A 16,183-nucleotide genomic window follows, 5' to 3' on the forward strand; every position below is an offset into this window, starting at 1 on the left:
GCAGTCACCATAGGGAGGCTGCTATTCTTTTAATAAATTTTAGTCTATGCTCCGGCTATGCGGCGAACCTTCGTCCGGATATAAACGGGTCCGGCGGCTGTCGGACGGTATTATTTATTCAACAACAGTTCGATCGCTTTGCTTCCTTTATTTCTGGATTTCTCTTCGGCTGCCGGAGCAAGGAGTGCGTCCAACTGATAGACAGGCAAACTTCTTTCCGGTTTGAAACGATCGGATGAAACGTAATTCCGGACAGAGGTTAGCAACTGCTGCATGGCAAGCCTTTCACCGATTTTCTTTTCAGGATCGGCGCAGAGCACGAACAATTTTCCTTTTCCTACATTCGCCTCAAACGAGATTCCCAGCTTTTGGTTGGTTTCATAAGAGTCGATGCTTTGTATCAGTGGAGTGATTTCTTTCAGTTCGTCCAGTTTCAGAGCTGTCGAATAGTTAAGGATATCCCACCATTGCCAGTCAGCATAGTTTCCCGTGGGGAAATCGCGGAAAGCAGGGTGCTCGTTATCGATCAGTGTACCTACGATCATCGGGTTCCAGTTGAACATAATCGGATTCCAGAAGTGGCTGGCGAAGTGTGCTTTGCGTCCTTGGCACTTTTCGGGGATCAACAGTACGCTCTTTCCTTCGTCGAGCCACTGTTTGGTCTTGTCATTCCAGGTACGGGTGTAGATAAAGTTAGTCTCTTCAACTTTTGGCTGTTCGGGGTATACCCATACGTCCCATTCATTGCGACAACTTCCCAATTCAGCCTTCAGTGTCAGCTTGCGGGCACTCTCCACACCATTCAGAGATAATTCGATGATCCCAAGCGAATCTACCGTGGCGGGTTGTATTTCTTTTACTTTCAGGCTTCCCTTACGGTACACGGTTCCATCTTCTCCTGTCAATGTCCAGTTCAGTTTCCGGTCTTTCAGGGCATTCTTGCCGTAATGGTAAATCTCCATCTTTGCTTTCAGATTCTCTCCGGTCTTGAAAGTACGTTGGGGCAGGCGTGCCAGAAGCACGGTAGGGGCACACGATTCTCTGAACTTTTCGGGGGATACGAGGCCTTTACTTTCCCAAAAGGCATCGAGGATACCGACAAAAGCGCTGCCCTGTCCCGGGAAATCGGCCAGTCCCAATAATTGGAAACCACCGGAATTGCGAGTGCGCAGCAACGATTCGTTCACCTCTTTATATTGCAGCACTGTGTGTGCTCCGGTTGCTTTGAAGAAATCATCGGCTTGATGCAACATGCCGTTTCTGGCAAGTCGTTCGCGAAACACTTCAAAGTTGCGTGCTTCGACTACGCCTGTATATTTCTTTATTTCTTCGAAGTTGGGGTACATGCAGCGCTGTCCCGTTTCGTGGGCAATCACCGGAACATCGATGTCCGACTCCTTGCAACGATCCCAGTCAGTCGAGGGTTTCCCTTCGTATACGGTGATCCATCCTTTCGAAGTGACGTGCGACACATAATATTGATCCGAGGGAGTGTGTGTGCGGGCGGTTGAGGCGCTGTAAAGACGTCGGTTGTCATAAGCCTGTGCTTTTTTCACCAGATCTTCCAATACGGCAAAATCACCTTCATTTTCGTTTCCGTTACACATCAGGATGAAAGAGGGATGATTGCCATAAGCGTCGAGAATGGCATACATCTCTTTTTCGAAGAAATCGCGTCGGGCAGGATATTTGCCCACGTCTTTGATCCACATGGGGAGTTCGGCCTGGAGGTACATGCCTGTTTCGTCGCCCGCTTCGAATGCGGCTTCCGGCGGACACCAGGAGTGGAAACGTACGTGGTTCATTCCATATTCCTTGATGGTGTTGAAGATACGCTTCCAGTCATCGACGTTTGTCGACGGATAGCCGGTCAGAGGGAAAACCGCACAGTCCAGCACTCCGCGCAAGTGAATGTCTCTTCCGTTCAGACGGATGTGATGCTTGCCTTGTTCCACATTTCGCATGCCGAAAGTCCGGGTTTGGGTGTCTGTCTTGCCATCTACGTTCCAGCTGGCCTCAAGCTCATATAAATAAGGTGTAAATTCATCCCAGAGTTTCACCTGTTTACCCATCGGAAGGGTTTGCCGAATGCCGGCATGTGCCTGCAGGCTATCTGCACTCATGCTCTGGCGAACTATCACTTTGCCCCCTTTCTCCCGGATACATAGCTCCAGCGTTCCCGTTTGCCCGTGCTTCAGGGGGGCGGGCTGTACTGCTATTTCCACTTCTTTTGCTGTCACATCGGGATATACATTAATCCGGCGGACGTGCGCTTTTTCTTTGGCATACAGTGAAATGTCACCGACTATTCCATTCCAGTTGGTTTGTGTATATTCGGTAGTTCCGTGGTTCCACTGATCCATTGGATATTTGAGCGTATTGTTTACGCAAATGGTCAGCGTATGGATGCCGGGACTGAGCACCGGAGTCAGTACGAATGTGTTTGGAGTACTCAGGTGCTCCATGACACCTACTTCCTTATCGTCTACGTAGACAGTTGTTTCCCAATGACAACGCTCCAGTTTCAGGTAAATCTCACGGTCGGACCAGTCCTCGGGGATCACTACTTCCCGTTGGTACCAGGCAGCCCCCTGATACTCGAATTTTCGACTCAGGCGGTCTACATAACGTGCGGTGTTTTTGATTCCTTTGCCACCCTGGTCCGTCGATCCGGGCAGCATGATGGTTTCCGAGAGTTTGTCCAGATAGAGCTCGGAGCCGGGAGTCTTGCCGAATCCCATCGGGTCCAGTTGAAAGCGCCACATACCTGACAGGTCGAGGACATCATTTTTTGTCGATTGTGCCATAATGGCCATGGCGAGCAGGCATCCGGTCAGGATCAGGATGGCTCGATGTCGGGTGTTTTGATTTGGTTTTTTCATGATTGTATGGTTTTATTCACCACAGATTACACGGATTTTCACAGATTAATCGTTTATTTCTTTTTGATTGGTAAGATTAAATGTTCTATACTAATCTGTGTAATCTGTGGTGAGGCCTCATTTCTTTTATATATTCATTAATTTCCGGTGAATCTGTATCCCCTGATGATTGTTATCCATCGAAGCGGCTACTTCAAAGAAGTGTTCGGCTTTTGCCGTATTCCCCAGTCCCAGATGTCCCAGAGCCATCAGATAGTTACAGTGGATGCGGTTCTTCTTATCCATATCGTCTTCCCAGATCAGAAGGTCGGGTAAAGATACGGCAAAATAATCCATCCGGAATATGTCGAAGAGATGTTCTTCTCCATAAGTGATTAATTTGTTGAAGCGGCTGCGTGCCTCTTTCTCTTGTCCCAGTTTTCGGAATGCAAGTCCTTGATAGAAGATCTTGTCCGGTTTTTGGTCGTTGTAATACATGGCAGCGGCTGGCTGGCTGTCTCCCATGCTGGCTTTGAGGAGCAGGTCGTGTGCCTCTTTCTGTTTGCCCAGTTGTTGCAGGATGCAGGCTTTGTAATAATTGAAGTCATTCTCCTGTGCTCCAGGGAGTTTGCCTTCACCCAGATGTGGTGGGTATGCGTAGCACTCTTCTATCCGGATGAGTGCCTCATCGTATTCTTTACGCGCGATCAGTTCCTTTGCCAGTTCCAGGCGGGCTATCTGATATTGTGCGGGAACTTTTCCCTCACCGCCTTCCCACGGATGGAATTTTCGCTGATCGATCCGGCGGATGGCTTCCCTGTATTGTCCGGTCTGGTTCAGCAGGGTGACATATTCCAGATATAAATCGTCACGAGTTATTACGATATCCATATATTGTTCCAGAAAAGCCATTCTTTCTGTGTGCGGGCGGTTCAGCCGTTTATACAGCTGATCGAGTTCCATCAGTACGCGGGCGTCGGTCGGATCCAAGCGGAATGCTTTTTCCAGCAAGAGGACGGCTTCTTCCGGGCGATTCAATTTGTTGAAGTAGGCCAGAGCCAGGTTACGCCATACGGTAGGAAATGTTTCGTCCTCACGCGAAGAACGTTCCCAAGCTGCGATGGCAGGGGTATACTGGCGTTTGTCATACCAAAGATTTCCCAAATAATAGAGGGCTTTCGGGGCTTCTCCCATAAAGTCAGCCACACACTGAAGAGCTTCTATCGCTTCCAGGGCATTGGGAAAGCAGTAGTCGGCCGGTTCTTTTTCAGCAAGCCTGATGGCTGTTCGCGCCTTGTCTGTTTCTCCTAAACGAATCAGGCACCAACTCTTGTAATAGTGCAGCAGAGTCTGTTCGCCGATGGGTTGGCCGATAGCCGACTCGGCAACGGCCAGTGCTTCTTCAAATCGTCCTGCAGAGGTATAGTCGAGCACTAATGCCTCGTAGTCGGGTGCGCCGCGTTTTATCAGGTGTCGGAGTTGGGACAGTACGGTTTCTTCCCGGGTTATCAGATATTTTTCGAACAGGCAGCCAAAGTTGAATGCGTCGATTTTCAGGGAGTCTTCTATCCAGGCAAGAGCTTCCTCCGGACGTTCAAGATGGCGGAGGATCATTGCTTTCAGATGGCGACCGCGCAGGTTGTGCCAATTGCGTAATAAGGATTTTTCAATTTCTCCGAGAGCTTCTTCCCAGTTGCCGCGTGAAACGGAGATTTGAGCCAGTGAATAATAGCCTGCATCCTGCCATGTCGCGTTCCAGCACGATTTATAGAATGAATTGTATGCTTCATCGTTTTTTCCCTGGAATTTCAGCGCAAGCCCAAGGTTGTAGAAAGCTTCACCATCATACGGATTAGGATTCTTCTCGGTCAGTCGGGAAATCGCTTTCCGCAGGTAGGGCTCTGCTTGCGCGAACTGTCCTTTGCGTATAAGCCACAGCCCCATGGCATTGTTACAACGGGCGTCTTCATTGTCACGGCGGAGTGCTTCCAAATAATAATCGGTCGGACAATAAGTTGCATGTCGGTATTGTTCCAGATGCAGTCCGGTCAGGTAGAGTTCTTCATTTGTTTTAATTTCTTCCGGTGCGAGGGCGGGTCGGGCTGCTTCCGGAACCTCTTTGATAGTTTCCGGTTCAGCCCTCCAACTGAGCTTCTCCCGTCCGTTGGTATCGTAGATGATGACTTCTGTTTCACTAAGGTCGTTGACGGGGACCAGTCTGTCGAACACTTGTTCCGGAGAGAGGTCGCAGGTTTGTTCAAAACAGATGTTTCCTGCTTTCCGGACTACGATGTGTAATCCCTGTTGGGCAGAGGTAGCGAAGAGCTTTAACCTGCTCTCTGTTCCTTCGGGCTCCAGATTCATCAGGAGTTCCGAGGAGGCGTTTTTCACAACTCCCAGTTCCCGGTAGGGCATGAAGTATTGTGTAAAAGTCTTCTCTTCATAGGGTTGCAGCCAGCTGAAATCCGGTTGATTGTCTGTATAGACTCCTGTCATCAGCTCTATATACGGTCCGTCGGCATCCGTCAGATTGCGGTCCCATGCTTGTCCGAAATCTCCGTTTCCCCACGTCCATTGTTTCTTTCCGGGAGATATGTGATGATTGGCAACATGCAGAACACCTGCCTGGGTGTCGTTTTCGTATCCGCCCACAAAGTTGTATTCGGACCGGATTGCCATGTAGGAAGTCGGTACAGGGATGTTTTTATATCTTGAAATATCCACTCCGGCGGAATAGTCCATCTTGTAGTAGGTTCCGGTAGCGATGGGATAACGGGATACATCCCGCTTTCCATGGTCGAATACGGCGTTAACATCCGAGGGGAATACAGACTGATAGTCTGCGTTGACTGCTACTGCCGGATTGGCCCACCACAGGAAAGTCTGTGGCAGAGGAGTCGGGTTAGAAACTTTTCCCTGTATCTCGAGTACAGCCCGGCCGGGGCGGAGTGTGAATCCGGCTGTTCCTTTCTGGCCGAACATCCGTTCCCGTTCGCTTACCCATACAATGACACTTCCGTCTTTGCATTGTTCAATGCTGTAATCTACCGGCAGGAATGTGCTGGGGCGGTGGTGTTGAGGCCAGTTGAACTCAATGCCCCCTGAAATCCAGGGACCGGTCAGTCCTACCAAAGCCGGTTTTATCACGTGGTTGTAATAAATAAAATGCCGTTGCTTTATTTTATCGAAAGCCATCTGGATGCGTCCTCCTAATTCGGGCAGAATCATGACTTTGAGGTATTCATTTTCCAACCATACGGCATGATAGCTTTTCTCTTCACAAGTGTCTTCAATCTTCTCGATGACCGGATACGGGTATACTACTCCGCTGCTGCCTTGATAGACACGCTTTTCCAGAAACATCGGGTTCTTTTCGGGACGTCCGATGCCATAGGTAGGGAGCAGGATGTCCTCCTCCCATACTTTTACATTCTCTTTCATCTTATTTTATGGATTATTTGATTAATTCTTTTTCTATTTCTTCCAGTGTTTTCCCTTTGGTTTCTGGCAGCTTCCGGCGTATGAACAGGAATCCGGCCAGACAGATGCCACCATACAGCCAGAAAGTACCTTCGGCACCTATACTTTCATTCAAAACGGGGAAGGTATAGGTCAGTACAAAGCAAGCTACCCAAAGGAAGAAGGTGGAGAGGGCCATGGCCATACCTCGTATTTTCACGGGGAAAATTTCGGATAAAACCACCCAGACTACCGGAGCGAGTGACATGGCATAGCAGGCAATGGCAAGCACTACCAGCAGGAGCATGGGCAGACCGCTTACATCCAGAAAGTAGCAAGTTCCCAGTGTCAGGTAAATCAGCGCCAATCCGGCAGAACCGATAAGCATCAGGGTGCGACGTCCCCATTTATCCACTGTATAGATGGCTACGAAGGTAAATATCACATTGGTGATTCCGGTCACTACAATGTTCATCAACACATCGGAAACGGCATAACCGGCCGATGAAAAGATTTCATGTGCATAATTGAAGATTACATTGATGCCACACCATTGTTGGAATATAGCTAGGACGATGCCGATGATCAGCACTTTGCGCATTTCCGGGCGAAAGACAGCTTTCCATTCGTAATCTTGTTTTCCGTCTTGCCCCCGGGTTACTTGTGTCAGTTCTTCCAGGGTCTGCCGGGCATAGGTTTCTCCTCCGATGCGCATCAGTGTTTTCCGTGCTTTCTCCTGTTGATGGACAGTAGCCAGCCAGCGGGGACTTTCAGGGATGACGAATGATAATAGAAAGAAGATTCCTGCCGGAATCAGTTCTGCCCAGAACATCCATCGCCAGGCCCACTCTATACTGGTGTCACTCAGTACGTCGGAACCGTGTGTATAGTATTCTCCTATCTGCCAGTTTGCCAGTTGCGCCAGTAAAATGCCTAATACGATGGTAAGCTGGTTGAGTGATACGAATTTACCTCGTACATGGGCAGGGGAAACTTCTGCGATATAGACGGGGGAAACGTTGGATGCGATGCCGATACCCAGTCCTCCTACAATGCGATAGAAGATAAAATAGGAAAAACTATCGACTATTCCCGTACCTAAAGCTGAAAGCGCAAACAGGAAGGAGGCTATGATGAGCATCTTTTTACGTCCGTACTTGTCACTCCAGACACCCGATAGCAAAGCCCCTACCAGGCAGCCTATCAATGCGCTGCTCATGGCCCAGCCGCGTAGAACTGCTGAATTTTCAATTCCGAAGAAAGGTTCGTAGAAGATTTTAGCTCCACCGATGACAACCCAATCATAGCCGAACAACAGCCCGCCCATAGCTGAGACGATGCAGATTAGTAGTAAATAGCCTTGTGTCTGTTTCATGTTATTAAATGGTTTAAATGATTAATGCAAAGTAAGCGGGTTTGGAGGTGAAAATAAATAGAGAAACCAGCTAAAAAGATGGACTATCTTTCTTTTTTATATGTATATTTGTGACGTGAATCTATGAATCTGTTAGTATGGCAAAACAAAAAGACGGTTTTCTCGGCGAACAGGCATTGGTATTGCCTCCGGCCATTGTACAACGTATGAAGACAGAGCCTGCGACCTCTGTACTGTATATTACCGATATAGGCTATTATCCAAAGGCTTATAATCATTTTCGGGAACGGGATGCTCCGATTGACCAATATGTATTTATCTATTGTACGGAGGGTAGGGGGTGGTTCAGCCTGGATGGGCAGAAGCACCCGGTAGCTCCCAATCAATACTTCATACTTCCGGCAGGACTCCCTCATGCCTATGGCGCCGATGAAAAAGAACCATGGACAATTTATTGGATTCACTTCGGGGGAACACTGGCTTCACTCTATTGTACGCACCGAACTTGCCGGCTCACGGAAATAAAGCCGGGAATGCATTCGCGAATCAGTTACCGGACAGAATTGTTTGAGGAAATATTTCGGGTACTGAAAATGGGGTACAGTCTGGAGAATCTTTCGTATGCCAGTTCTGTATTTCATCATTATCTGGGTTCCTTACGTTATCTCAGGGAGTATCGGGAGGCTTTTTCAGAACACCGCCTGATGGGTGAGGAGGATCCCGTTAGTGCAGCCATTCATTATATGAAGGAGAATTTGGGTAAGAAGCTGACTTTAGCCGAGTTGGCAGATTATACAGGATATTCGCCTTCGTACTTCTCTAATTTATTTTTGAAACGTACGGGCTATGCACCATTGAGTTATTTCAATCAGATCAAGATTCAGAAAGCCTGTCAGTTTCTCGATTTTACGGATATGAAAGTGAATCAGGTATGCTATCGGGTAGGTATTGAAGATGCTTATTACTTTTCACGGCTGTTTAGCCAGATAATGGGTATGTCTCCCAGAGAATATAAGAAGGTGAAAAAAGGATAGAAGAGATCAGGCTGACGGGGAAAGCCGGTTATCGCTTTTCCCCGTCAACCGATAAAGATTATATCTTGATCTTTCCTGTCAGTTTGATGTCTCTGGAAGAGGCACCTACCAGGATTTCAAACTCTCCTTTCTCAAATACCCAACGGTTTTGTCGGGCATTGAAATACCGGAATGCGTCTTCATCCAGTTCGATCTCTACCTGTTTGCTTTCTCCTGCCTTCAGATATACCTTGTCAAAGCCTTTTAATTCTTTCTGTGGACGGGGCTCTTTAGACTGTATATCATGTACATAAAGTTGGGCAATTTCGTATCCGTCTTGCTGCCCGGTATTGGTTATGGTAAATGAAACTGTGACTTTCTTCTGTTTTTTATCTGTAATACGGATATTGAGGTCCGTATAATCAAAAGTGGTATACGAGAGTCCGAATCCAAATGGGAAAAGAGGTTCGATACCTTTTTCGTCGTATCCTCGGTAACCGGTGAAGATTCCTTCTGTATAATATACCTTCTTTTCTTTTCGGGTTTCATCATAGTGCCCGTATGCCGGCGAATCTTCCCATTTTTTTTCGATTGTGAACGGGAGTTTGGCTGACGGATTTACTTTGCCCGAAAGAATGTGGGCTAATGCGTGTCCACCCTCCTGCCCGGGATAGAGGGCATGTACTACAGCGGGTACCTGATTGATCCACCGGGTCATGTTCACTCCGCCTCCGGCATGAATGGCTACTATCAGTTTGGGGTTTACTTTAATCAATTCCTCGATTAGCAGGTCTTGTCCATAAGGCAAATCGAACGGTCGGTCGCGCCCCTCCAGTTCGATGCTTCCGTCCAATCCGGCACAGAACACCACGAGATCGGCTTTCTCGGCCAGTCGCTTTGCTTCAGAAAAGTCAATATCGCTTTGATAAGCATATCCCATCCGGATCTCTGCCGGGGTGCTGCGTTGGTTACAGAATTCCAGTTGAACGTGTTTGGTATCTCCTTTCCGTACTGAAACGGCAATATTGCGTACGTCGAACGATTGAGACCGGGAAGCGTCCAATGCCAATGTTCCGTCTATCCACAGGCGATACGCTCCCTGTGCATCGACAAAGAACCGGAGGCTGTCTGTCTTCTCGGCATCCACGTATCCTTCCCAACATATCCGGTAGTCACTTCCCAATTTGCTCTCGTTGAAAGGGTATCCCCACCATTCGTAATTTACTGTGCGGTCGATACGGCGAATGATCAGTCCGTTTTCATCTTTACCGTTTCCGGATGCTGTGTTGCCCGGTTGATTGCTGTTTACTGTTCTTCCGGCAGCTACTGCCTGTTGCTGGATCATTTTGTCGGAGAGTATAGCAGAACTGTCAGATGACAATGCATAATAACTGGCTTCCAGTCCGGGTTTGCCATCTTTGGTACGGAACTTACTGTTACGGAACAACCGGGGTTTGAACTGGTTGGATATTCCTTCGGTGTAATATACTGTTGCTGCCGGAAATTCCTGGCAGATACCCTCTAATGCTGAAACGACATACCAGGGGTGAACTTTAGAACTTCCACCTCCGCCATACACAATGCTGTTGACATTGTATATTCTGTCCGAAACAATCGCCGGATTGGCTGTAGGACCGATCACGGCAATTACTTTAGGTTGGCGGATGGGTAATGTGTTTTGTTCGTTCTTTAACAGGATGATACCTTCACAGGCGGCATTCAATGCCATTTGATTGGCTTGTGGGTTGAAAGTCGGGATATGGGTGTCTTGCTGAGGCCGATCAAAAAATCCCATTGAGATGCAGGCTCCGTAAATACGGCGTACTTTATCGTTGATCACTTCCTCTGTAACCTTTCCTTCTTTAATAAGTGGGAGAAGTTCTTTGCGGGTGAACCAGTCGTTGCTGCCCATTTCAAGATCCAAACCGTAGTTTGCAGCATTTTCGGCAGAGTAGGTACAAGCCCAGTCTGACATCAACATGCCTTTGAAACCCCAGTCCTTCTTTAAAATATCGATCAGATGTTTGTTTTCAGTGCAATATACTCCATTTACCAGGTTATAACCTGTCATGACGGCTTTGACACCTGCCTTTTGTACGGCAGCTTTAAAAGGTGGAAGGTAAATTTCCTGCAGCGCGCGTTCGGATACTTCCGTACTGACTGTATAGCGGTCAAACTCCTGATCGTTGGCTGCGAAGTGTTTTATGGTGGCGATTACTCCTCCGTCTTGTACCGCTTTAATAAAAGGGACTACCATTTCGGATGTCAGATAGGGATCTTCGCCGAAATACTCGAAATTACGGGCTCCTTTGGAAGCCCTGTAGTTGTTTACTCCCGGAGCTAAAAGAAAATGAATACCTCTCGCACGCCATTCCTGGGCATACATGGCTCCTGTCTTTTCTGCTAGATTTTTGTTCCATGAGGCAGCCAGAGAAAGTGCCGATGGAAATGCGGTAGCACGTCCGAACAATCCCCAGGAGGCAACGCCCAACGGACCGTCAGCCAGTTTGAATGCCGGTATTCCCAATCGTTCGCACGGGTGCAGATAGAAATCGTTGTATCCGGCAAGCAAATCTATTTTCTCTTCAAGGGTCATACGTCCGATAAGGTCATTTACTCTTTCTTCGGTAGATAATGTCGTGTTTTGGAACGGATACTGGCTTTGAGCATACAGATTGCAAGGTAAAAGCAATCCGATAGCCAAACTTAAGGTAAGGAAAATGTTTTTCATGTGTTTTCTTTGAATTAAATGTTTATTGAGTGATGTCGCAAAGTTCTAAAAAAGAGGGCTTACTGCAAAATGGAAAGCCCTCTCTTTCGGGGTAAAGTGTGTTAAATTAATGTATAGCTTTTATCAGTTCATTTCCGTTACGCACCGGTTCTTTAATCAGCTCCGGTAAATTATACGTTTTAGTAAACGTATCATAGAAACGCGGATCTTTCTGCGGCAATAAAAACGGTTTTCCCGCTTTTCCTGTTTCCGGATTGAAACTGGCGAAGAATGGTCGTGCCCAAAGTCCGTCCAGTCGTTTGCTGCTGAATACGAACCACTTTCCGGATGACGACCAGGTATGGAAACTTTCCACGTCATCACTGTTTACTTCGTTTAAAAGCCGTATCTCTCCGGTATCTATCGTTAAAAGGCAAAGCTCGCTTTCCGGATGCCAGATAGAAAAGTTACCATAATCAGATAGAGTGAACATCAGGTATCTGCCATCCGGAGAAACTCTTGGAAAAGACACGCTCTTCCCCTGTTCCGAAGCTTTATATACACATTCCAAGCTCCCGAACTTACCTGATTCGGGGTCGAATCCAATCCGGCATAGGTCATAATGAATACTGTCCAGCGGCATCTTTTCTTTGTAAGCGTTTCCACGGCAGAAGTACAGCATCTTCCCGTCCGGTGTCCAGTTCGGAAATGTCTCCATGTATTTATCCCCATAAATCAGGGAGTCCGTGAGGAACGTTTTCTTTTGCGTGTCATATACCATCAAGTCGGCGGCCAGGTCTGACACCTCGATGGGTTTTTGTCCCGATGAATGGAAGAACTGTTGTATCTCATTCATAGAGAATGCGATATATCTTCCTGAAGGATGCCAGGCCGCATAGGTTCCCCCATTCTTGGCCCCTTCCGGTTTTGTATTAACTTTTTCTACTTTTCCATTCTTTGATATCAGTGTTCCTCCCGATTTTCCACGTACATGTATCATCATGGTTTCGGGCGAGTTCCGGTTGAACGTATGGCAATTTATGCATTGTTTTTCAAATGCTTTATTCTCCGCTATGGGAGTTTCCTCATAATTAGTCAGGTTTCGTTGATAGATTCCCATCTCGTTCCAGAGTTCATATCCCGGGTAGAGTAGCCGGTAGGCGAGGTATGGATCTATCATTTCATTAGAAACGGTATCTGTAATATCTGCGAAGCGTGTCCATTTTCCATCTTTCAGGAGGGTGATTCGAATAAAGATTTCCTTTCCGGCTGCCTTTTGGAGAAGTTTTTTCCAGGCTTTGGATGGGATAATCACTTCCGGTTGCTTGCTGGTATATAGAATATCTGTCACTTTTTCTACACCAATTTCTGTTTGAAAAACATCAGCTTCTTCCTTGATAATGAAATTTGGCGGAGCAATATTAACCGGGAAGGTGACTCCTGTATAATCCGGGTATATACAGGGAATACTATCTGTATATAAGTCCGGCCTTTGACATTGCTCTGTGCAGGCTTGTAGTATCCAGGCAAGAGCCATCATAAAAAGAATATAGGTAGTTTTCATATCAGTGCAGATTAATTCTTAATGATTTTATCTCCATAGGGACTGATGAAGTTCAGATAGTACCAATAGGTGTTTCCAAACTCCGATTTCAGTCTCTGCATTTCTCTGTTTTTATATAAACCATAATATTGTTGGAATCGTTTTTCGGTTTGTTCGCTTACAGTGAAACCTGATTTTGAAAAAGTTTCTTCGCCTACTCCTAATTTATAGATATAGAGTGCCTCTTCGTAAGCGGGTGGCATTTGAGGGTAATCGAAATTATGTATGAACTTCAGGTTATTCACAAAACGTATGACATTGTTGCTCAACAGTAAGTTACCCATCAGATATTCGAAAGCCATCCGGTTTGTTGAGTCTTGTTCGCACAGATATTGCAGTTCCGGTCCTATATTTATAACATTCGCGAATCGTACAGGTGTGTTGGAGGTCTTGCCGGGTGATACTTTCAACCCGGGAACATTTCCTGTCGGTAGCCATTTCTCCAATGCTTCGGCCTCTTTCTTGTAGAAAAGAGATTGTTTAAGCAGGTTGATAAACCTCTGTGCCACTTTGGGACGTTTATTGGCTATGTTATACCGTGCCAGGTTAATCAGGTGCGGAGCGGTCTCTCCCCAGACAACCATCGATTCGAACTCCCACCGTTGTGCCTCGTTGATATATCCCAGGTCTTCATAAATGAAATGTCCATATTCGCTTTCACGGCTGTCACTATTCCATGGGAAGTACAGACTTTTGACTCCTAATTTTTGTGGATAATCAAATAGGTGGTAAGGTAGCTTTCCTGTGTGATATAAAGCCAGGTTGTGAAAATAGGAGATCAGTTGATTGGTTCTCCCTGAATTTATATATTTTTCTGTTTGTGTCAATGTGTTTTCCCAATTTCTCTCTTTTACGCTTTTCTCAGCCATCAACATGATGCGTTCCGGCATATTATATGATTGTACGAATATATAACATGCGGCAATGGCATATATGATTATAAAAATTGTGGAAATTGCCATATTCTTTTTATTTCCATGAACATTAATCCATGGAATGCGGATGAAACATTTCCATTGTTTGGTTATGAAGAGATTAATTCCGGCAAGTAACAAAAGCCCCAAGAAAACTCCCACGACAGGTGTTAATGAATGATCTACAGGCATTGTATAAATGAAAAGACATATAGAGGGAAACAAGGATAATTGTAACAGGTCTGTTTGTCCTGTTATTTTTTTGAAAGAATAGTGCGTCAACAGATATATTCCCGCCAATATCCCGGATAATATTGCACTTCCCAATATGGGTATATAAAAGAATTGAACGACGAAATCATTCAGATATGCGATCAACCCTTCCGTATGAATTTGTTTGAAGAAGTATTCTTTAGAGAACAGGAACAAATGGTGTTGTTCGTGATAATAAATCACATGTGAAAGTACCCCTTGGTAACAAAGGAAATAGGTAATGAAAAGTAGTAAAAAAAGTAGGTATGGTAACCGCTTCATAAGTATAGATGCAAGATAATAAGAGAAATGAGGGCACTCCCTGATTGGAATGCCCCCATTGTCTAAACACTATTATTAATAACCCGGATTCTGTGTCAGAGCAGGATTCAAGTCAATTTCGCTTTGCGGTACAGGGAACAAATAGTTATTGTCCGAGTATCTGCTTCCTACCAACTTAATCGGTTCTCCCTGATAAAGGATACACATTTTTCCACCATCTACTTTTTTGTCGGGATCATTCGGGTTGTCTACAATCTTATATTTCAATCCTTCGAATGGTGCATTCAATACGTCTTTGGCAATTCCCCAACGACGGATATCCCACATACGTTTTCCGCCTTCCAGACAAAATTCTACACGCCATTCGTTACGGATACGTTGACGGAGATCATCCTGAGTAGCACAATAAGTAGGCTTGCTGGCATCCGTATTCTGAAGTTCAGGCATACCTACACGACGTCTTACCTGATTGACGGCATCAAATGCAGCCGGATCCAATCCCTTAAGTTCATTCATGGCTTCAGCATAAGTTAAGAGTACTTCAGCATAACGGATATGTACCCAGTCCTTACCCATGTTCCAGCCATCAGACTGAGGATCTAAACTTGGGTCCAGCCATTTCTGGCCATAATATCCGGTTTCTGTAGCATCATTATGTTGGTTGATGCCTGTGCTACCGCTTGAAGCCAAAGGAGCGACTTTTATTGTTACGCCATACATTTCCTCACCATCGTGCAAAATGTCTACCTCCAAACGTGGGTCACGGTTTTTGAATGGATCTGTTGAATCGTATATTTTAGATTTACTGATCGGAGCGCCTTCACTATCTTCGAATGCGTCCACCAGACTTTGAGTGGGGTTCATGCCACCCCAACCTTTTGTAGGGAAACATTCCCACCCCATCAGGTAGTGAGTTTTGTCCGGGTAGTTAAATTGGGTAACAAGTATGAATTCGTCACAACCATCGGCTTTTTCCCAGAAAAGTTCAGCATATTTGCCTGTATTGTCTTTATCATAAAGTTCATACAAGCCTAAATCCATTACATTTTTGGCTTCTTTGGCAGCTACATCCCAATTTCCGTAGTATAAAGCAGCTCTTGCTTTCATTGCCATAGCGGCTCCTTTAGTAATTCGTCCATAGTCAGAAGCAGGCCATTCTGTTGGAAGGGCAGCAATTGCTCTGTCAAAATCAGCCATGACTTTCTCATATACTTCTGCTCTTGGCATACGTGTGATTCCTTCCATGTCTTTTAAGTCCAGAGGTTTATCAATGTATGGAACGTCTCCGAATGAACGGATCAGATTAAAGTAAATATACGCTCTGAAGAAATATACCTGTCCGAGTGCTTTGGTTTTATCTGCTTCAGGATAATCAGGAATCTCGTCTATTTTTGAAAGAATCAAGTTACACTGACGGACATTTGCATAATCACCGCTCCAACCTTGGTCTGCCGGGTCATAAATTCCTTTGGAAATATTACCTGCAGCCCATTTGATACCCATTGTGGCATTGTCTGAATTAATGTCGTTGTCTTGATCCCATGTAGACAGATAGCCATAGAGGTCTGAGACTACTTTGTTTGCGTCATCCGGCGTTTTCCAGAAGCTACCATCAGAAAGCTCTTCCTGAGGATAGCGATCCAGAAAGTCGCTACAAGAGCTGAACCCTACTATAAGGGCTGTTGCAAATATATATAAGTAATTCTTTTTCATA

Annotated in this window: 8 protein-coding genes; 1 reads left to right on the plus strand and 7 read right to left on the minus strand. The window is 46.0% G+C overall.

Annotated elements, in window-relative coordinates; all coding sequences use genetic code 11:
• Positions 1-110 precede the first annotated feature (110 nt).
• The 3 genes from DBK98_RS08695 to DBK98_RS08705 all read right to left on the minus strand — a co-directional run bounded on the left by DBK98_RS08695 (position 111) and on the right by DBK98_RS08705 (position 7,695).
• Positions 111-2,882: a glycoside hydrolase family 2 protein gene (locus tag DBK98_RS08695; protein ID WP_032537155.1), complete on the minus strand. Its 2,772-nt coding sequence runs from the start codon at positions 2,880-2,882 to the stop codon at positions 111-113.
• A gap of 126 nt (positions 2,883-3,008) precedes the next feature.
• On the minus strand, positions 3,009-6,302 hold the full coding sequence (locus DBK98_RS08700) for a DUF5107 domain-containing protein (RefSeq protein WP_005810157.1): 3,294 nt from the start codon (positions 6,300-6,302) through the stop codon (positions 3,009-3,011).
• Positions 6,303-6,315: 13 nt separating this feature from the next.
• The gene (locus tag DBK98_RS08705) at positions 6,316-7,695 is read right to left on the minus strand and encodes a sugar porter family MFS transporter (RefSeq protein WP_005810153.1); all 1,380 of its coding nucleotides are present in this window, start codon (positions 7,693-7,695) and stop codon (positions 6,316-6,318) included.
• Positions 7,696-7,832: 137 nt separating this feature from the next.
• Between DBK98_RS08705 and DBK98_RS08710 the strand changes: the two genes are divergently transcribed.
• Positions 7,833-8,729, plus strand: a complete 897-nt coding sequence (locus tag DBK98_RS08710; protein WP_005810151.1) for an AraC family transcriptional regulator — start codon at positions 7,833-7,835, stop codon at positions 8,727-8,729.
• 58 nt (positions 8,730-8,787) lie between these two features.
• Here the strand turns inward: DBK98_RS08710 and DBK98_RS08715 are convergent, their stop codons facing one another.
• From DBK98_RS08715 to DBK98_RS08730, 4 genes are all read right to left on the minus strand, one after another.
• Positions 8,788-11,439: a glycoside hydrolase family 3 protein gene (locus tag DBK98_RS08715; RefSeq protein ID WP_005810149.1), complete on the minus strand. Its 2,652-nt coding sequence runs from the start codon at positions 11,437-11,439 to the stop codon at positions 8,788-8,790.
• Positions 11,440-11,545: 106 nt separating this feature from the next.
• Positions 11,546-12,982, minus strand: a complete 1,437-nt coding sequence (locus DBK98_RS08720; protein WP_005810147.1) for a PD40 domain-containing protein — start codon at positions 12,980-12,982, stop codon at positions 11,546-11,548.
• An 11-nt stretch (positions 12,983-12,993) separates the two neighbouring features.
• Positions 12,994-14,469 carry a DUF6057 family protein gene (locus DBK98_RS08725; RefSeq protein ID WP_005810145.1) on the minus strand — a complete coding sequence of 492 codons (1,476 nt, stop codon included), beginning with the start codon at positions 14,467-14,469 and terminating at the stop codon, positions 12,994-12,996.
• A gap of 75 nt (positions 14,470-14,544) precedes the next feature.
• The gene (locus tag DBK98_RS08730; protein ID WP_005810142.1) at positions 14,545-16,182 is read right to left on the minus strand and encodes a RagB/SusD family nutrient uptake outer membrane protein; all 1,638 of its coding nucleotides are present in this window, start codon (positions 16,180-16,182) and stop codon (positions 14,545-14,547) included.
• Position 16,183: the final 1 nt, after the last annotated feature.

Source organism: Bacteroides sp. PHL 2737 (assembly GCF_004115325.2).
GTDB classification, from domain to species: Bacteria; Bacteroidota; Bacteroidia; order Bacteroidales; family Bacteroidaceae; genus Bacteroides; species Bacteroides hominis.